Origin of the sequence: Hymenobacter fastidiosus, assembly GCF_039539565.1 — a bacterium.
Taxonomy (GTDB): Bacteria; Bacteroidota; Bacteroidia; order Cytophagales; family Hymenobacteraceae; genus Hymenobacter; species Hymenobacter fastidiosus.
Genome location: NZ_BAABDJ010000013.1, coordinates 1 through 17,947, shown reverse-complemented (window position 1 = coordinate 17,947; position 17,947 = coordinate 1). Strand labels below are relative to the sequence as shown.

General features: G+C 58.0%; 16 protein-coding genes and 1 tRNA gene. 8 read left to right on the top strand and 9 right to left on the bottom strand.

Translation table 11 applies throughout. From position 1 onward, the window contains the following. Nucleotides 1-128: 128 nt before the first annotated feature. The 3 genes from ABD833_RS08375 to ABD833_RS08365 form a co-directional block, all read right to left on the bottom strand. Nucleotides 129-452, bottom strand: coding sequence for a hypothetical protein (locus ABD833_RS08375; protein WP_345072281.1), 324 nt, complete (start codon nucleotides 450-452; stop codon nucleotides 129-131). A gap of 69 nt (nucleotides 453-521) precedes the next feature. After that, on the bottom strand, nucleotides 522-953 hold the full coding sequence (locus ABD833_RS08370) for a Fur family transcriptional regulator (RefSeq protein ID WP_345072280.1): 432 nt from the start codon (nucleotides 951-953) through the stop codon (nucleotides 522-524). A 270-nt stretch (nucleotides 954-1,223) separates the two neighbouring features. After that, nucleotides 1,224-1,709 (bottom strand): recombinase family protein, encoded by a 486-nt coding sequence (locus ABD833_RS08365; protein ID WP_345072278.1) that lies wholly within the window; start codon nucleotides 1,707-1,709, stop codon nucleotides 1,224-1,226. Between the two features lie 47 nt (nucleotides 1,710-1,756). Between ABD833_RS08365 and ABD833_RS08360 the strand changes: the two genes are divergently transcribed. From ABD833_RS08360 to ABD833_RS08350, 3 genes are all read left to right on the top strand, one after another. Next, a protein-coding gene (locus tag ABD833_RS08360; protein WP_425553596.1) for an IS5 family transposase occupies nucleotides 1,757-2,591 on the top strand; the annotation gives its coding sequence in 2 pieces (ribosomal slippage) (nucleotides 1,757-2,115 and nucleotides 2,114-2,591; 837 coding nt in all). A 362-nt stretch (nucleotides 2,592-2,953) separates the two neighbouring features. After that, nucleotides 2,954-4,240, top strand: a complete 1,287-nt coding sequence (locus ABD833_RS08355) for a PQQ-dependent sugar dehydrogenase (protein WP_345072275.1) — start codon at nucleotides 2,954-2,956, stop codon at nucleotides 4,238-4,240. A 255-nt stretch (nucleotides 4,241-4,495) separates the two neighbouring features. Continuing rightward, nucleotides 4,496-5,608 carry an IS4 family transposase gene (locus ABD833_RS08350; protein WP_345072274.1) on the top strand — a complete coding sequence of 371 codons (1,113 nt, stop codon included), beginning with the start codon at nucleotides 4,496-4,498 and terminating at the stop codon, nucleotides 5,606-5,608. Nucleotides 5,609-6,188: 580 nt separating this feature from the next. On the opposite strand, the gene ABD833_RS08345 is transcribed toward ABD833_RS08350, so the two are convergent. Then, nucleotides 6,189-6,698: a porin family protein gene (locus tag ABD833_RS08345; RefSeq protein WP_345072272.1), complete on the bottom strand. Its 510-nt coding sequence runs from the start codon at nucleotides 6,696-6,698 to the stop codon at nucleotides 6,189-6,191. 373 nt (nucleotides 6,699-7,071) lie between these two features. Here ABD833_RS08345 and ABD833_RS08340 point away from each other — a divergent pair, with 373 nt between their 5' ends. Then, nucleotides 7,072-7,503 (top strand): hypothetical protein, encoded by a 432-nt coding sequence (locus tag ABD833_RS08340; RefSeq protein ID WP_345072270.1) that lies wholly within the window; start codon nucleotides 7,072-7,074, stop codon nucleotides 7,501-7,503. Between the two features lie 410 nt (nucleotides 7,504-7,913). Here ABD833_RS08340 and ABD833_RS08335 read toward each other — a convergent pair whose 3' ends face one another. The 5 genes from ABD833_RS08335 to ABD833_RS08315 all read right to left on the bottom strand — a co-directional run bounded on the left by ABD833_RS08335 (nucleotide 7,914) and on the right by ABD833_RS08315 (nucleotide 12,326). Further along, the gene (locus ABD833_RS08335) at nucleotides 7,914-8,174 is read right to left on the bottom strand and encodes a Txe/YoeB family addiction module toxin (RefSeq protein WP_345072268.1); all 261 of its coding nucleotides are present in this window, start codon (nucleotides 8,172-8,174) and stop codon (nucleotides 7,914-7,916) included. A 264-nt stretch (nucleotides 8,175-8,438) separates the two neighbouring features. Further along, nucleotides 8,439-9,668 (bottom strand): ATP-dependent Clp protease ATP-binding subunit ClpX, encoded by a 1,230-nt coding sequence (gene clpX, locus ABD833_RS08330; RefSeq protein ID WP_345072266.1) that lies wholly within the window; start codon nucleotides 9,666-9,668, stop codon nucleotides 8,439-8,441. Between the two features lie 313 nt (nucleotides 9,669-9,981). Next, nucleotides 9,982-10,689, bottom strand: coding sequence for a ClpP family protease (locus ABD833_RS08325; protein ID WP_135499643.1), 708 nt, complete (start codon nucleotides 10,687-10,689; stop codon nucleotides 9,982-9,984). A gap of 110 nt (nucleotides 10,690-10,799) precedes the next feature. Continuing rightward, on the bottom strand, nucleotides 10,800-12,134 hold the full coding sequence (gene tig, locus ABD833_RS08320; RefSeq protein ID WP_345072264.1) for a trigger factor: 1,335 nt from the start codon (nucleotides 12,132-12,134) through the stop codon (nucleotides 10,800-10,802). A gap of 110 nt (nucleotides 12,135-12,244) precedes the next feature. Next, nucleotides 12,245-12,326: transfer RNA gene (locus ABD833_RS08315), tRNA-Leu, on the bottom strand. 236 nt (nucleotides 12,327-12,562) lie between these two features. Here ABD833_RS08315 and ABD833_RS08310 point away from each other — a divergent pair. The 4 genes from ABD833_RS08310 to ABD833_RS08295 all read left to right on the top strand — a co-directional run bounded on the left by ABD833_RS08310 (nucleotide 12,563) and on the right by ABD833_RS08295 (nucleotide 17,128). After that, nucleotides 12,563-14,773 carry a RelA/SpoT family protein gene (locus ABD833_RS08310; protein ID WP_425553595.1) on the top strand — a complete coding sequence of 737 codons (2,211 nt, stop codon included), beginning with the start codon at nucleotides 12,563-12,565 and terminating at the stop codon, nucleotides 14,771-14,773. A gap of 266 nt (nucleotides 14,774-15,039) precedes the next feature. Continuing rightward, nucleotides 15,040-15,513 carry a Fur family transcriptional regulator gene (locus tag ABD833_RS08305; RefSeq protein WP_345072262.1) on the top strand — a complete coding sequence of 158 codons (474 nt, stop codon included), beginning with the start codon at nucleotides 15,040-15,042 and terminating at the stop codon, nucleotides 15,511-15,513. After that, on the top strand, nucleotides 15,510-15,857 hold the full coding sequence (locus ABD833_RS08300; protein ID WP_345072260.1) for an STAS domain-containing protein: 348 nt from the start codon (nucleotides 15,510-15,512) through the stop codon (nucleotides 15,855-15,857). The genes ABD833_RS08305 and ABD833_RS08300 overlap by 4 nt, the downstream gene beginning before the upstream one ends. Then, the gene (locus tag ABD833_RS08295) at nucleotides 15,857-17,128 is read left to right on the top strand and encodes an adenylosuccinate synthase (RefSeq protein WP_345072258.1); all 1,272 of its coding nucleotides are present in this window, start codon (nucleotides 15,857-15,859) and stop codon (nucleotides 17,126-17,128) included. Before ABD833_RS08300 ends, ABD833_RS08295 begins: the two co-directional genes overlap by 1 nt. Nucleotides 17,129-17,947: the final 819 nt, after the last annotated feature.

Below are 17,947 nucleotides of genomic sequence, written 5' to 3'. Positions count from 1 at the left end.
CCGCCGTAGTTTGCGGGGGGGCTTCCGTCGCATTTGAGCCGAAACACCCCAATAACGTCGCAATACCGCTTTATCAATAGCCGTTGCGCTTGTGATTTTTTACAAATGCAAAAATACTCGCCGCTGTCTTAAATGCAATGTTGTTGCAAATAAAATATCAAGTCGCCTGCAATACCCGCGCCTGGCTCCGGCTGCACGACCAGGCGGTAAGCAGCACGATGACCAGGGCGTAGGCCACGTTTTCCACCGCTAGCCCGGTAAGGCCGCCCGGTGTGGCCGCCGCGCCGCATCGTACCCAGGGCTTCGCGCTGGTGCCCGCTCAGGTAGTCGGCCAGTACCAGCAAAGGCACGCTTTTGGGCAGCGCTTGCGTCGCTACTGCCGCCGCCAGCGTTTTGGGGGGCGGGCCGGGCAGCCGCAGGATATGGCCGTTGTGGGCAAATGGTGCGTCCACAGCCCACAAAAAAGCCGCCTCAACCGGGGCGGTTGGGCGGCAAATGACCAATGTTGTTCCTCATCCGACCTAGGCCGGGTGGCAGGCCCGGCACACGCCGGCCAGCAGGTAGTCACGGGTAGTGGCCTCAAACTTATCGGGCAGCGTCACGGCCGGAATGGCCACCTGGTTGAGGCAGTAAATGTGCTGACAGGCCGTGCATTTGAAATGGACATGGTTATCGAAATGCGCCTGGGCGCTGCACTCAATGGAGCACGACGCATACCGAATGATGTCGGTCGAGTCGATGACCCGGTGAATCAAGCCGTTTTCCTCAAACGATTTTAGGGTGCGATAAAGCGTGATACGGTCCGTATTGGGGCCAATTTGCCGCTCAATGTCGCTGCCCGAAAGGGCAAAGGGGGAGTCCGCCAAGGCCTGAAGCACCGCGCGGCGCGCGGGGGTTTTGCGCAAAGAGTGGTTCGTTAAGGCTTGCGCAATGCGCTCGTCGGAAGTGGACATACGAGGGGAATGAAACAAAAACTAACGACCTGTTCACTATCGGGGGACCGTGCTTAATCACTAAACAACTGCAAAAGTAACGAAGTTGCAAAATGCAAGCCCCGCAGGGAAGGCGCTGTATCCGAATGGCTGGCACCTTCCAATCGGCAATACCCACAAACATCTTACCCGGCGGCTTCTTTAGAGCCCGTCGCCACCCCCAGGTAGGCCAAGTAGCGGTAGATGGTAGCCCGCCCGACTCCCAGCAATTACCCGATTTCAGCGACCGGCTTATCTTGTTGCAGATACAGCGTTTTCGCGGCCCGGGCTTTGGACAGCGCTTCCTTCGACAATCCTTTGGGGTCGGCCGCCCTGCCGGGCCCGGGCCCGGGCGGCCGTCAGCCCCGCGCGGGTACGCTCGCGGATGATGTCGCGCTCAAACTCGGCCAGGGAGGCAAACAAGTTGAACATGAGCCGGCCCTGGGCGGTGGTCGTGTCCAGGTGGTCCTGCAAGCTGATGAAGTGGACACCCTGCTGCTGAAATCCCGCTACCAGCGTCACCAGGTCTTTGAGGGAGCGGCCCAGCCGGTTGAGCTTCCACACCCCCAAGGTATCTCCCGCCCGCAGCTGGCGGAGCAATTGTTGGAGGGCGTGGCGCTCCTTCACGGAAGAAACCTTTTCGTGTCGGATATCCGTGCAGCCGTACTGCTGCAAGGCGTCCAATTGCAAGTGCAGCTGCTGGTCGGCAGTGCTGACGCGGGCATAGCCAAAAACCATAGTAAGAGCCTATCCGAATAGGCAAAAAGAAGTGGTATTTTTGGGGTATGGCTACGGTTCAAGAATTTCGCATTTCCGACACGCTGTGGGCGCGGTTGTCGCCCCATCTACCCACTCACGTACCGAAGGCGCATCCTTTGGGCTGCCACCGGCTGCGGGTGCCGGACCGGCAGGTATTGGACGGGATTTTCTTTGTGTTGCGCACGGGCTGCCAGTGGAAAGCCTTGAGCGCGACCGGCATTTGTTCGAGCAGTACGGCCCATAGTCGGTTTCAAGCGTGGGCGCAGGACGGCGTCTTTGCCCGGCTCTGGAACGAGGCCCTACAGGACTACGAGGACCTGATTGGCCTCGACTTTGACTGGATGGCTCTCGACGGCTCGCTGCACAAAGCGCCGTTGGGCGGGGAAAAAAACCGGGCCCAACCCCACGGACCGCGGCAAAGGCGGCGTCAAGCGCAGTCTTTTGACCGAGGCGCGGGGCATCCCGGTGGGCCTGGTACTGGAGGGAGCCAACCGGCATGACATGAAGCTGACGGAAAGCACCTTGACCAGCTTGCCGCCCGCCGCGGAAGCGGCCCGACAGGCCCACCTGGCTGGCGGTGGCGAGCAGGGCCTGTGCCTGGATGCGGGCTACGACTACACGCAGGTACGCGAAATCGTCGCCGCACTGGGCTACACGGCCCACATCCGCTCGCGGGGCGAAGAAGCCCAGGTCAAAAAAGCGGGGCAGAAAGCCCGCCGCTGGGTGGTTGAGCGGACCCGTTCCTGGCTCAACCGCTTCCGGCACCTGCTCATCCGCTGGGCTAAAAAGCCCGAAAACTACCTGGCCATGCTCCATTTTGCCTGCGCCCGAATTACGTGGTACAACTGTCTTTTTGGATGAAGCTGTTCGCCTATTCGGATGGGCTCTTAGTACCGATAAGAGAAGCTTATCGGACCCTATTTTACAAAAAAGCGGCTCCTCTTCCAGCAGCGGTTGCTCCCCCTGCTCAAAGCGGCACGCGTTCGTACCGCGGGCGTTATTGTTTCCTTTCCCCCCGTATACCAAAGGGAACCCCATGCCTTTGGGGATTTGGGGAGGAGGAGGAACGATTCTCTATCCGAAGCGTAGTTATACCAGCGAACTCCTGCCGCCTGGCGCCAGGCGATTCCCCTACCGGAGCGACACCCCAGCGCCTTGGTGCTGGTGCCGCTGCTGGCAGCGCGTCGACGTGCAACCGCTTGTATCCTTTAACCCAATCCCTCATGGATAGCCGCCAACGGTTCCGTACGACCACCCTGTTGCTGGCAGGCCTCGTGACCGCCTGCCACTACTCCGGACAGGAGACGCGCCTGCAGGCCCTCGGTACGGAAACTACCGCGCAGGCCCCGGGCCAAACCGGCTGCACGCCCTTGGAAACCCGGGCGGCCAACGTGCCCGGCCAGCGCCCCACGACCCCCGACCAAACCCGGGCCTGCCCCATCACCTCTTCCGCGGCGTTCGACGTGGTCGTGCTGGCCACGGGACTCCAAACCCCCTGGGCGGTCGAACCGCTGCCGAACGGGGACCTGCTGATTACGGAGAAACCGGGCCGGCTGCGCATCGTATCCGCCCAGGGGCAGGTCGGCGCGCCCATCCAGGGCCTGCCCGCGGTGTACGCCTCGGGACAGGGTGGCCTGCTCGATGTCGCGCTCAGCCCGGCCTTTTCCACGGACCAGACGCTTTACTGGTCCTTTTCCGAGCCCCGCGGCGGGCGCGGCAACGCCACGAGTGTGGCCAAAGGGGTGCTGTCCCCCGACCGCCGGAGCCTACGCCACGTGCGGGTGATATTCCGGGCGATGCCGGCCTACGACGGCGACAAGCACTTTGGCTCCCGCCTGGCGTTTGGGCCCGACGGGATGCTGTATGTAAGCCTTGGTGAGCGCTCCGACCTGGAAATTCGACCCCAGGCCCAACAACTGAACAGCCACATGGGCAAAATCCTCCGCCTCACGCCCGACGGCCAACCCGCTCCGGATAACCCTTTTGCCCGCCAGGCCGGGGCCCTCCCCGAAATCTGGACGGTGGGCCATCGCAACGTGCAGGCAACCGCCTTCGATGCGCAGGGGCAGCTGTGGTCCGTGGACATGGGGCCGCAAGGCGGCGATGAGCTGAACCGGATAGAAGGGGGCAAAAACTACGGGTGGCCGCTGGTCACGTTTGGCGAGGAATATTCGGGCGAGCCCATCCCGAACGCCACGACGACCAAATCAGGTTATGTTGACCCCGTCTATTACTGGGACCCGGTGATTGCGCCCTCGGGGGCCCAATTCTATACCGGCGATGCCTTTCCGGCGTGGCGCGGCAACTTGTTTGTGGGCGCGCTCAAAGACCGGGAGTTGGTGCGGCTGCAACTGGAGCAGGGCCGCGTGACGGGCGAAGAACGGCTGCTATCCGACCGCAACCAACGCATCCGGGACGTGAAGCAGGGGCCGGACGGGGCGCTGTACGTAGTCACGGATGAGGCAGAGGGCGAGCTGTGGAAACTGGTCCCCCCGCTGCGTAGGCCGTAGACTGGTGCCCTAGGCGCCGGAATAAAAAGGCTTCTTACGCGTTTTGACTGGAGCCGCTCCGTCACCAATGAAAAAACATAACTATAAATGCTGAGCCATACTCTATCCTACGATTTTTCAATTAGTTGATTTACAGTTATTTAAAGCTATTTTCAAGCAGAAAAGGGCCTCTGCTGCCTGTTTAAAGGGGTTGCAGACGAAAACCGGGGCGGGCCGACCTTTGTGGTTCCAACACCTAAAAGCCACTCCCGCCCCGTGAAGCAACGCCTCATCGCCAAAATTACGACCGTTTTACAGCACGTGCCCCTGGTGGGCCATCTGTCGCGGCAAAAGTTTATCGCGCAATTCGTTATCGGCCTGATAAAGAGCCGAAACGTGCACTTCTGCGAAGTGGCCCAGCACCTGAACGATGCCGCCAAGCCCACCTCGAATGAAACCCGGATTCAGAACTTCTTCCGCGACGTGGAGCTCGACTACCTGGTGCTGGTTCAGCTGCTGGTCAGCTTGTTACCGGCCACCGGCAAGCTGCGCCTGTGTCTGGACCGCACCGAATGGGACTTCGGCCAGTGTCAGGTCGATATCCTGCTCGTCACCGTGGGCTGCGGCGCGTGGCACGTGCCGCTCTACTGGGAACTGCTCGACAATCGCAGCGGCAACTCCAACGCGGCCCAGCGCATGGCCGTGCTCGAAGTCTGCGTGGCGGTGCTGTGCCGCGAGCGCATTGGCCTGGTGCTGGGCGACCGCGAATTTGTGGGCCATGTCTGGCTGAAGTGGCTCAAAGACAACGGCTTGAATTTTGTCATGCGCTTACCCAAGCACCACCTGCTGACCGAGCAGAGCGGCCGCCGTCGCGCCATTGCCGACCTGGGCCTGGCCGTGGGGCAGGTACGCCGCTTTGCCCACGTGCAAGTCGATGGCGTGTGGGGGCAAGTCTGGGTCAAGGCCCTGGCTGAAGGGGAGTTTCTCTTTCTCTTTGGCACGGCCGGCCTGACTTCGCTGGGGCAGTTCTACGCCAAACGCTGGACGATAGAGCAGTGCTTTCAGAATTTGAAAGGCCGGGGATTTAACCTGGAAAACAGCCACTTGCGCTCGCACGACAAGCTGCGTAAACTCGTCGCGTTGGTCAGCCTGGCCTATGCTTTTTGCCTGAGCGTGGGCCAGGCGGCGGACCGGCGCACGCCAGTGACGCACAAAAACCATGGCTATCGGGCCACGAGCCTGAGCCGCCACGGCCTGAATATCGTGCGCCAACTCACCCGCCCCGCCACCGATGCCCGAACCAAGCTAGCCCGACTAGTCGAAGCCTTATTGGACTGGCTCATCAGGCAAGTTGCTCGCTATCAGATACCTGTAAAAATAGTGGGGTAGAGTAGAAGAAGAGTTGCTTCGTAAAAGGGGGGGAGCGTATTTACGTCGTGCGAACTTGTAACAGATAGTTTGTAAAGCCTCTGCCGAAGGCAATGCGGAAGTATTCTTGCCAATATAAGACCCCATTATAATTGAACTATAGCGGTTTCGGAATCAGGGTACCGGTCATCGGCTCCGGTCCGGCGGCTTTTTCAGCCGTCGGGCCGGTCGAAGGTCGCGGATATTGGTTCATGCTGGCGGGTTGTTCTGGCAGCGACCGGCCCGGCGGCTTTTTCAGCCGTCGGGCCGGAGCGTACCCCGATCATCCGCCGGCGTTCGGCTATGCCGGGTGACGACCACGCTTTGAGCAGCTATGCTGCGAATTCGGCGGCCCTGTTCGCCCATATCTACCCGGCGCGGGACGCTCGCGGCATAGCCGAGCGACGGCGGGAGGCGAAAGGAACCGTGCAAACCTGTAGGCTGCTGGTAGCGCCATAAACCGTGCGGTAACAACCCCAAGCATAAAGGGCCGCTTCTACGAGCGGCCCTTTATGCGTCTGTAGTACTGACAGTGCAGGTTAATTGCCGGGGAGTGCGTAGCTCAGCTGTAGCTGATACAACGTATTGCGTGGTCCTCCTTGCTGATACGGCTCAAATCATTGGCATAGCGGAGCGTGAGGCCCAGGCCCATCGGTAGTTGGTAGCCCACGCCGGCCACCGCGCCCACCGCCAACCGGTTAGAGCCGGATAGGTCGGTAGAGGTGCCGGCTGCATTCTCGTTGCGGGCTGCCAGCAGGTAGCTGAGCTGGGGGCCGGCTTCGAACACAAACCCATCGGCGTTGATTTTAGCCAGGACCGGCAGCTCCAGATAATGCAGTCGGTTCTGGTAGGTGCTCCCTTGGAAGCTTGTTTCCGAGCCTTTGGCCGAGTAGAGTAATTCCGGCTGCAGCAGAAAGAACCCGTCCTGCGACAGCGCCACCTGCGCAAACCCGCCCGCCGCCAGCCCCAGTATCTGGTCAGGTCGCGTAATGCTTGGAATGTACATAGTGCTGTAGTTCACGCCGGCTTTCAGGCCGAAGCGCGTGCTTTGCGCGTGGGAGTGCAAGGGCAAACTCCCCAGAATTAAAATGGAATAGGGTATAAATAGTTTTTTCACAAGCGCAATATAACGTACTGCCTTTCCCTATGCAGCAGCAGCATGTTCGAAAACCGAACGCTCCTTGTGCTAAACTCCAAGAGCAGGCCCGGTACCTGGTGGTCAACCAGTCGCTGCAGGGCCAGGCTAGTTTAGGAAACCCATCTATGATTCATTGTTCAGGAAATGGCGCGGAGGGATGCGTTTCGTGAATCCGGAACCAGACGCCTTTACCAAAAGGAGCCTACAGGATTTTGGGGGCAGTGGGGCAGTAGCCCCACTGCCAAAACCCTTGAGCTACCGCCTCCAGGTATTTGCTCGATTACTCTTCCAGCAGTATATTAGTATTATGAACTACTGCTTCCTGCTCTCGCGTCTTGTGCTGCTGTTTATGCTGCCTGCTCTGTTCGTCAGCTGTAGTCGGGCCAAGCAAGAAGAACCCAAACCCAAAGAGTACGTGGTGCGCGTGCAGGTTACGGGTAGTAGTATGCTAAGTGGTTCAGCCATTATCAACTCAACCTATGACTATGCGGGAGCGAAAGGTGCGCCCGTTGAGAATGCGGTTATTGCGCGCATCTACTCCACTCAGGTAAATGAGACCTACGACTTAGGAAAGTTCGGAGCAGCTGACCGGATACGCGTGCGCGTGGAGATGAGCGCGAGTGTATCCGAATCAATTCTTACAGCCAGGATTTTAGTCGATGGGGTAGTGAAGAAGAGTTGCTTCGTGAAAGGGGGGAGCGTATTTACGTCGTGCGAACTTGTAACAGATAGCCTGTAATAGTCCCTGACGAAGGCAATGCGCAAGTATTCTTGCCAGCATAAGACCCCATTATAATTGAACAATAGCGGTTTCGGAATCGGGGTGCCGGTCATTGGCTCCGGTCCGGCGGCTTCTTCAGCCGTCGGGCCGGTCGAAGGTCGCGGCTATTGGTTCATGCCGGTGGGTTGTTGTGGCTGCGACCGGCCCGACGGCTGAAAAAGCCGCCGGACCGGAGCGTATCCCGATCATCCGCCGTCGCTCGGCTGTGCCGGGTGACGACCACGCTTTGAGCAGCTGTGCTGCGAATTCGGCGGCGCTGTTCGCCCAAGTCTACCCGGCGCGGGACGCTCGCGGCATAGCCGCTCCGGCGTAGCAATCACTCGGCCCAGCCGAGCGACGGCGGGGTGGACTATAGCAGCCGAACTTGTTTATTGGGCGTAGTGGTAGCGGCACTGGATGATATGCAGCAGGTTTGCCTCAAAGCGATATACCAGGCGGTGCTCATCGCTGATACGGCGCGACCAATAACCGGCGTAGTCATGCTTGAGGGCTTCCGGCTGGCCGGTGCCCGTAGTAGGAGTGCGCAGGCACTCTGTAAGCAGCGCCCGGATTTTACGGGCTACGGCTTTGGCCGTATCAAGCCAATACTGAAAACCTTCCCAGGCGGCGGTATCCCCGCTTAGCGTCACCGCGCAGCGGGCAGCTCGTGCGTTTCACGCTGGCCTTCCCGGTCCCGTTCAATGGCGGCCTGCAAACGGGCGGCGTTGGCTGGTGAGGCCAGCAGGTGAGCGGTTTCGTCCGGCCCCGGCCGCTTGGCCGCTTACCCGCGCAGCGTCACGTAGGGAAGATTCCGCAGCAGCTCCAGCAAAAAGCCAGCGCGGTTTTCCGGTACTTCAAGCGTGATTTTCATAGACGGTAAAATTAAGATATCCGGCTACTTCACCCTGCGCCCGTTACGCTGCCCGCAGCTGCTTCAGCGGCGACTTCTCGAATTTGCTCTGGGCGTAATCCAAATCAATCACCAGCTCCTTCACGTCCGCTTCCGACGGAATGTCAAACATGGCGTCGGTCATGATGCTTTCGCAGATGCTGCGCAGGCCGCGGGCGCCGAGGCGGTACTCGTCGGCTTTCACCACGATGTACTCCAGGGCTTCCTCGGTGAAGGTCAGCTCCACGCCTTCCATTTCGAAGAGACGGTTGTACTGCTTCACAATCGAGTTTTTCGGCTCGGTCAGGATCTTGCGCAGCGTGGCGTGGTCGAGCGGGTTGAGGTGAGTGAGCACCGGCAGGCGGCCAATGAGCTCCGGAATCAGGCCGAAGGCTTTCAGGTCCATGGCCGTCACGTAGCGCAGGAAGTTGTTGGTGTCCACCTTGTCGTCGAGCAGCGTCTTGGCGAAGCCCATGGGCTTGGTGTTCAGCCGGCTCTTGATGATGCGCTCAATGCCCACGAAGGCGCCGCCGCAGATGAACAGGATGTTCTCGGTGTTCACCGTAATCATCTTCTGCTCGGGGTGCTTGCGGCCGCCGTGCGGGGGCACGTTAACGGTAGTGCCTTCGAGCAGCTTCAGCATGGCCTGTTGCACGCCTTCGCCGCTCACGTCGCGGGTGATGCTGGGGTTGTCGCTCTTGCGGGCAATCTTATCTACTTCGTCGATGTAAACGATGCCGCGCTCGGCGGCTTCCACGTTGTAGTCGGCGGCCTGGAGCAGGCGGGTGAGGATGCTTTCCACGTCCTCGCCCACGTAGCCGGCCTCGGTGAGCACCGTGGCATCGGCGATGCAGAAGGGCACCTGCAGAATGTTGGCCAGCATCTTGGCCAGGAAGGTCTTGCCCGTGCCGGTTTCGCCCACCATCATAATGTTCGACTTCTCAATCACCACGTCGTCCTTGGTCGAGGGCTTCTGCTGCATCAGGCGCTTGTAGTGGTTGTACACGGCCACCGACATCACCTTCTTGGCTTCGTCCTGGCCCACCACGTACTGGTCGAGGTAGTCCTTCATCTCGCGCGGCTTCACGAGGTTGAACTTCGGCGTCTTCGAGTTCGAGCGAATCTTGTTCTCCTCGTTCAGGATTTGCTGGGCCTGGCCCACGCACCGCTCACAGATGTGGGCATTGATGCCGGAAATCATGACCGTGACGTCTTTTTTGCTCTTACCGCAGAAGGAGCACGTTATATCTGCCATTTCTAGGACTCTCAGAAAAAGGGGGAAGGAAGCCGGGTTTTCATCCAACTACCTCAAAGGTACAAAAAGGCCAACGCCCTACGCGCGGAAAAAAGTTGCTTTTGGCGCCAATTCAGCTGTCATCCTGAATGCAGCGTAGCGGAGTGAAGGACCTGCCTCTTGCTGCACTACAACGCTCATTTCAACGCACAAAGCCCCTTACCGTATACCAGTAAAGGGCTTTGCTTACTGAAAAAGGTTGCAGTGCGGCAGGAGGCAGGTCCTTCGCAAGCTCAGGATGACAGCCGATGTGGGGATGAGAAGAAAACGCTGCTTACGCTACTTTCTTCTCCAGCACTTCGTCGATCAGGCCGTACTCCTTGGCTTCGTCGGCGCGCATCCAGTAGTCGCGGTCCGAGTTGTCGTGGATTTCCTGGTAGGTTTTGCCGGTGTGCTGGGCCAGGATGTCGTAGAGCTCCTTCTTGAGCTTGAGAATCTCGCGGGCCGTGATTTCGATATCCGACGACTGGCCTTGCGCGCCACCCGAAGGCTGGTGAATCATCACGCGGGCGTGCGGCAAAGCCGAACGCTTGTCCTTGGCCCCCCCGGCCAGCAATACCGCCCCCATCGAAGCGGCCAGACCAGTGCAGATCGTGGCTACATCCGGACCCACGTACTGCATGGTGTCGTAGATGCCTAGGCCGGCGTACACCGAGCCGCCGGGCGAGTTGATGTAGAGCAAAATGTCCTTCTTGGCATCGGCCGACTCCAGGAAGAGGAGCTGGGCGGTGATGATGTTGGCGATATAATCGTCGACGGCCGTACCCAGGAACACGATGCGGTCCATGATCAGGCGGGAGAATACGTCGATTTCGGCGAAGCGCGTGGGGCGCTCCTCAATCACCGAGCGGGTCATGCCCGTGGGCAGCATCATCCCGGAGCGCACCTGACCTTCAACGTGGTTCAGATACTGGTCCACGCCCAGGCCGCTGAGGCCCTGGCCTTTGACGGCGAACTTGCGGAATTCTTGTTTATTCAGCATGATGGAAAAAGTAGTGGGGGAGAAGTTGAGAGCGAAACCAGAGGGCAACAAAAAAGCCCTGACGGCAAGTAAGGGCTTTTTTGTTGGTTTGAAAACCGCAGCGCTAAGCGTTAGCCAGCGTTCTGAGTCCGGAAGTCCTGGGCCGAAATCGGGTTGTCAGTAACAACAACTTTGCCGCGCAGGTTTTCAATCACTTTCTCTGCCAGAATGGCTTCATACTCGGTCACGTAGTTCTTACCGTTCTCCTGACGCAGGAAGTTGTCGGCGAAACCCCGCACCGACTCCTCCAGCTCGGCGCTGATTTCGGGCAGGTTGAACTGACCCATGATCTTCTGCATGGTGCGCTCCACGATTTCGTCGTTCGACACCTTCAGCCCCTGCTCTTCCACCACCTTGTTGCGGATCATCGACCACTTCAACTCCTTCTCGTAGTCGTTGTAGTGCTCTTCGATCTGCTCGGCGGTCAGCTTGCCGGCATTAGCGCGCAAGAGCCACTTCTTGAAGAACTCGGTTGGAATCTGGATGGTCGTAGCCTCCACCATCTTGTCGATGATCTGGCGGTTCACGAAGCCTTCGGCTTCACGGTCGTAGTTCTCCTGGATGGTCTCGCGCACTTTCGTGTCGAATTCTTCCGACGAGGTCACGATGTCCTTGCCGAATACTTTGTCGAATAGCTCCTGGTCCAGCTCGGGCTTCTCGGTGCGGTTCACTTTCTCCACCGTCAGCGTGTACTCCCCGCTGATGTTGGCGGCTTCCTCCTTCGAAAGGCCGGAGAACGACGCAATGGCCGTAGCATCGCCGTCGAAAGCTTCCTTCAGGTCGAAGGTGATAACGTCGGCGGGCTTTACGCCCACGAACTTATCGGCGCCGTTTTTCACCTTATTAATAGGCATCAGCACGGGGCGCTCGGAGGCCTCGTCGTCAGCCTTTTTCAGCTTGCCGTACAGGAAGTCACCGGCTTCCGAAACCTCGGGGTTGGTGCTCTGGCCAAACTGGCGGTTGATCTGGTCGTAGGTTTCTTCCAGCGTGCTGTCGTCGAGGCTCACCTGGTGGCGGTCGATGGTCAGGGTCTGGTCGGCGGGCAGCTCGAAGTCGGGCAGCAGGCCCAGCTCAAACTTGAAATCAAACTCCTTCTGGGTGTCGAAATCGATATCGGTCACCTGCACGGGCAGGGGCTCGCCGAGGATTTTGATGTTGTTGTCCTTGATGTAGCCATCCACGGCTTTGCCCAGCATGCCGTTGATTTCCTCGGCCAGGATGCCTTTGCCATACATCTTGCGCACGAGTGCCACGGGCACTTTACCCGGCCGGAACCCTTTGATCTGCGCCTTCTTGCTGTAGTCTTTCAGCTTGTTTTCCACGGTGGCCGCGTAATCAGCCTCCGTCAGGTGTACTGTCAGGATGGCACTAAGCTGGTCGTCGTTTTTGTCGAGGGTGATATTCAAAACGGGCGTCGGTTAAGGGTAACGAAGAAAAGCAGCCGGCCGCAGCCGGTGAAAAAGAAACCCCCAACGGGTGGGTTGAGGGTTCTTGAGGCGGTAAAAAAACTAAAAAGTGCGGATAGAGGGACTCGAACCCACACGCCTTGCGGCACCAGATCCTAAATCTGGCACGTCTACCAATTTCGCCATATCCGCGGGTGAGGCCGTCTGCCTCGGGGGCGCAAAGCTACGCAAGCAATGTTAAAATTCAAATCGGAGCGCGAAATTGGGCCAGGAAACAGATGGGCCGAAGCGGCGGGAATGCCATTTGGCGCTATTTTCCGGGTTGTGGTGTTATAAAAGCGGCGTTCCGGTCCTAAACCCCGGCGGGGCTGTAGTACTTTCGCACCGATCATCCAGTTCCCGTGGCCTGCTGGGCCGCACCCCGTATCATGGCAACCCTGATTGACCCCGAAGTAGAGCGTAACGAAATTCTGCGGCAGTACCGCCGCCTGCTGCGCACGGCCAAGCCTTACCTGTCCGGCAACGACGCCAAGTTGATTAAAAAGGCTTTTAACACGTCGTTGGAAGCCCATAAGGAAATGCGCCGTAAGTCCGGGGAGCCCTACATTCTGCATCCGCTGGCCGTGGCCCAGATTGTGGTGGAGGAAATCGGGCTGGGCACGACCAGCATCGTGGCCGCTTTACTACACGACGTGGTAGAGGATACGCCCTGGGAAATTGCCGACGTGGAGCGCGAGTTCGGGGCCAAAGTCGCCCGCATCGTGGACGGACTGACCAAGATTTCGGGCGTGTTTGAGTACGGCACCTCCGAGCAGGCCGAGAACTTCCGCAAGATGCTGCTCACGCTCTCGGAAGACGTGCGCGTGATTCTCATCAAGCTCGCCGACCGTCTGCACAACATGCGGACGCTCGACTCGATGCCCCGCCACAAGCAGCTCAAAATTGCCTCCGAAACCAGCTACCTCTACGCGCCGCTGGCTCACCGCCTGGGCCTCTACGCCATCAAGAGCGAGCTGGAGGACCTCTACCTGAAGTATACCGACACCGAAGTCTTCAACGAGCTGACGAACAAAGTCCGCCAGAGCCGGGGGGCGCGTAACCGCTTCATCAAGGACTTCGTGGCGCCCGTAGATGAGGAGCTGAAGGCGCAGGGCTTTAGTTTCGAAATCAAGGGCCGGCCCAAAAGCATTTACTCCATATTAAGGAAGATGCGCAAGCAGAACGTGACCTTCGATGAAGTGTACGACCTGTTCGCCATCCGCGTGATTCTGGACGTGCCGCCGGAGCAGGAAAAAGCGGCCTGCTGGCAGGTGTATAGCATCGTCACGGACTTCTACCAGCCCAACCCCGACCGGCTGCGCGACTGGGTGAGCACGCCTAAGGCCAACGGCTACGAAAGCCTGCACACCACCGTCATGTCGCGCACCGGGCAGTGGGTGGAAGTGCAGATCCGCAGCCGCCGCATGGACGACATTGCCGAGAAAGGCTACGCCGCCCACTGGAAGTATAAGGATACCGGCACGCCCCAGCCCGAATCGACGCTGGAAGCCTGGATTGCCAAGGTTCGGGAGATGCTCGAAACCAACAACTCCAGCGCCCTGGAATTTATGGACGAGTTCCGCCAGAATCTGTTCGTGAAGGAAGTTTACGCCTTTACGCCCAAAGGCAAGCTGGTCATCCTGCCCGAAAAGTCCACGGCGCTGGATTTCGCCTTCGAGATTCACACCCACATCGGTCTGCAGTGCCTCGGGGCCAAGGTAAATCAGAAGCTGCAGCCGCTGAGCTACCAGCTGCACAACGGCGACCAGATCGAAATTCTGACCTCGCAGAAGCAGAAGCCCACCGAGGAGTGGCTGCAATATGTGAGTACCGCCAAGGCCCGCAACAAAATCCGCGAGTACCTGCGCGACGACAAGCGCAACAAAGCCGAAGACGGCCGTTACCTCGTGGAAAAGCGGTTGGAACTGCTGGGGGTAGAATCAACGCCGGATAACCTGAACCGACTGTTTGCCCACTTCAACATCTACAATCCGCAGGATTTCTTCTTCCGCCTGGCCACCGGCCAGATCGATGGGCGCGAAATAAAAGGAGAATTGTTCGATCCGGCCATCGAGCCGCCGCGGCCGCCGTCCATCCTCGAAGCCAGGACGTTCGACAAGGAAGTGCAGAAAATCCGTGGGGTGCGGGCCGACATGCTCGTCATCGGCGAGCACACCGATAAGTTCGACTACACCATCGCGCCCTGCTGCAACCCGATTCCCGGCGACGACGTGTTCGGCTTCGAAACCGACGAGGGCATCGTTATCCACCGCACTTCCTGCCCGAAGGCCGTAGGGATGATGTCGAATTATGGTAACCGCATCGTGCGCGCTAAATGGACCGATCAGCTGGAACTGGTCTTTCTGGCGGGTATCCGCATTCAGGGCTCCGACCGGGTAGGCCTGGTAAACGACGTAACCAAAATCATCAGTACCAGCCTCAAGGTGAACATGCGCTCCATTACCATCGATTCCAACGACGGGATGTTCGAGGGCCACATTATTGTTTACGTCAACGACACGGCCCACCTAACTAAGCTCATCCAGCGTTTAGCGTTTGAGCAAGGTAAACGGGGTCTTGTTAGTAGAGCGATTCGATAGCTAGGCTCTAAAAAGTTTATAAAGTCTTAATTGGTACAAAGTGCTGGTGGAGCATACTCCCTTTAGTGTTTTGTCAAGCGCCCGTGAAGCGGCTTGCATCCGGGTTACACCGGCGTAGCCGGACGATTTAAGTCTTCTTTCCAGGTATTGGCCCTCACCAAAGGCTTGCCCATTGGTTGTAAGACTTCAACCCCAATGCGGGCGGTAAGCTGGATTCACTCTCATTTCTGCTTATCTTTGCCACTCCTTATATATAAGGTTACAAAATGCTTGATAAAGAGAAGTTTGCGGAGGTACGGAAAATATTCACCGCTTACCTCGAAAACAAAGGGCTGCGAAAGACTTCCGAGCGCTACGCTATTCTGGAGGAAATCTACTCCCGCACCGGCCACTTCGATGTAGAAGAGCTATTTGCCGGCATGAAGCACCAGGGCCTGCAGGTGAGTCGCGCTACGGTATATAATACCCTCGATTTGCTGGTAGAGCATGGTCTGGTCAGCAAGCATCAGTTCGGGCGCAACCTGGCTCAGTACGAGAAGTCGTACGGCTACCGGCAGCATGATCACGTCATCTGTACGGAGTGTCATAAAGTCGTTGAGTTCTGTGACCCGCGCATTCATGGCATCCAGACGATGGTCGGCGAGCTTTTGAATTTCCATATCTTGCACCACTCTTTGAACCTGTATGGTGTCTGTGGCGATTGTCGCGCCAAAGCCGCCGCGCACGCAGCCAACGCATGAAAACTGAATCCTCCGTAAGCAACGGCATTCTGCACGTCAGCCTTTCCGGCGACCTGATCGGTAGCCCCGACACCCAGCAACTGCTCCAGTCCGTGGATGAGCATCTCGGCGACTCCGTGATGCTCTGCGCCATCGACTTGTCGGGTGTACGCTATATCAATAGCACCGGCATCGGGGTGCTGGTGTCCTTGCTCACCAAATTCCGCAGCCGTGGGGGCGAGTTGGTCCTCATCAACCCCGCCGACCATCCTCGCAAAATGCTCGCCCTGACCAAGCTCAACGCCATCTTCACGATTGCGGAAAGCGAATCGGCCGCCGCCGAGTTACTCAAAACCCCGCAGTAATGCCCGTAGACGTACTAGTAGGCCTCCAATGGGGCGATGAAGGCAAAGGCAAGATTGTCGATGTCCTGGCTCCCACCTACGATGTAGTAGCCCGCTTCCAGGGTGGCCCCAATGCCGGCCACACGCTCACCTTCGACGGTACCAAGCACGTCCTGCACCAGGTGCCATCGGGGATTTTCCACCCGCACATCATCAATGTCGTCGGCAACGGCGTGGTTTTCGACCCGGTCGTGTTCCGTGTAGAGCTCCAGAAGCTCACCGATAGGGGAGTAGATGGCACCCGCAACCTCTACATCTCCAAAAAGGCTCAGCTCATCCTGCCGTCGCATCGCGCCCTCGACCGGATTCTGGAAGAAGCCCGGGGCGGGGGCAAAATCGGTTCTACTCTCAAAGGAATCGGCCCCACCTACCAGGACAAAATCGGCCGCACCGGCCTGCGCATCGGTGATGTACTGCTCCCCGATTTCAAGGAACGCTACGCGGAAGCGGTGGCCCGCCACGCGTCTATTGCTGCCTTCCATAACCGGGAACTGGAAATCGAAGAGTTTGAAGCAGACTTCTTTTCCGCCATCGACTACCTGCGCACCCTGAATCTGACGGATACTGAATATCTGCTGAACGACCTGCTCAAGCAGGGTAAGCGGATTCTGGCGGAGGGCGCTCAGGGTTCATTGCTGGATATTGATTTTGGTACCTACCCCTTCGTGACCTCATCCAGCACGGTAGTCGCCGGTGCCTGTACCGGCCTTGGTATTGCCCCCCGCCACATCGATAAGGTGTTCGGCATTACGAAAGCGTACTGCACCCGCGTTGGCAGCGGCCCATTCCCCACCGAGCTTCATGATGAGGTAGGGGAGCAAATCCGCACTGCCGGCCGTGAGTTCGGGGCCACGACCGGCCGGCCGCGCCGCTGCGGCTGGATTGACCTGCCCGCTCTGCGCTATACTATTATGCTTAACGGCGTCAGCGAGCTGCATCTGATGAAAGCCGACGTGCTCGATGATTTTGATGAAATCCGTGTTTGCACCCATTACCGCAACTCCGAAGGCGAGACAACCGACAAGCTTCCCGACCTGGACGCCTTGCAAACCATGCAACCCGTTTATGTAACGCTACCCGGCTGGAAGGTCGATTTACAAAGCATATCCAATCCGGAGTCTTTACCGACGGAGCTAAAAGACTACCTGCATTTCCTGGAACAGCACCTACAGGTGCCCATCCGTATCGTAAGCGTGGGTCCCGACCGCGTCAGCACGTTGCATCTGCAGTAAAGCACAATCTCAGGAGAGCCGGTGTAGCTGACAGCTGCATCGGCTTTTTCGCGTTTAAAAGGCCCGTTTGAACGCCAATGATAAGAAAATTCAGAACTCTTTACTGTAGCTATCCGCCGCAATCGGGTTGCTAAGTGTCTGTTTGCCAAATAGTAATTAGCAAGGCAGGCTACGATAAGAACTCTTATGAACCGGGGATTATTATGGGGCTGTTGCTTCGCCCGAAAAAACCGTGCACCTTTGCCCTCCCTAACCGAAACGCGGTAAGGAAAACAGTCTTGAAGGGTTGCGGTAGTTTTCCATCGTTTTGCTCATCCTGTAGGGGGTGAAACAAAAAGGTGAGTCGGGAGTAGGAAAGTTGAAACGAGTCGACTTACCTTTGCAGCCAGCTTCAAGAGGAAGGGGGCGAAACAGCATCAGCCCTGGAAGCAGGGAATAAAAAAACTGCTTCTGTTACTTGGAAAGGCCGAAAAGGAAGTTACCTTTGCAGCCCGCTTCGGAAGGAAGAGGAGCAAAAGGAAAACAGGGCAAGAAAAAAAGATGTTTCTTTTCTTGTGGTAGTCAAAAAGCTGCTTACCTTTGCAGCCCGCTTCAACGGAAGGGGTGTAGCAAGCGAGAGACAAGCCAACCGGACGGGTTGGTACAACGTCACACCAATAGGGAGTGACAGACGTTCTTTGAATGATTGGAAATGACAAATTGGTAAGACTTGGTTGTCTTCGGACGACGAAGTAGAACACGCGTAACAGGGCTTTTAAGGAAGCTCATTTTACCGGGTCGGATCAGCACTCGACATCAGCTCATGTTCGCATGAGTGTA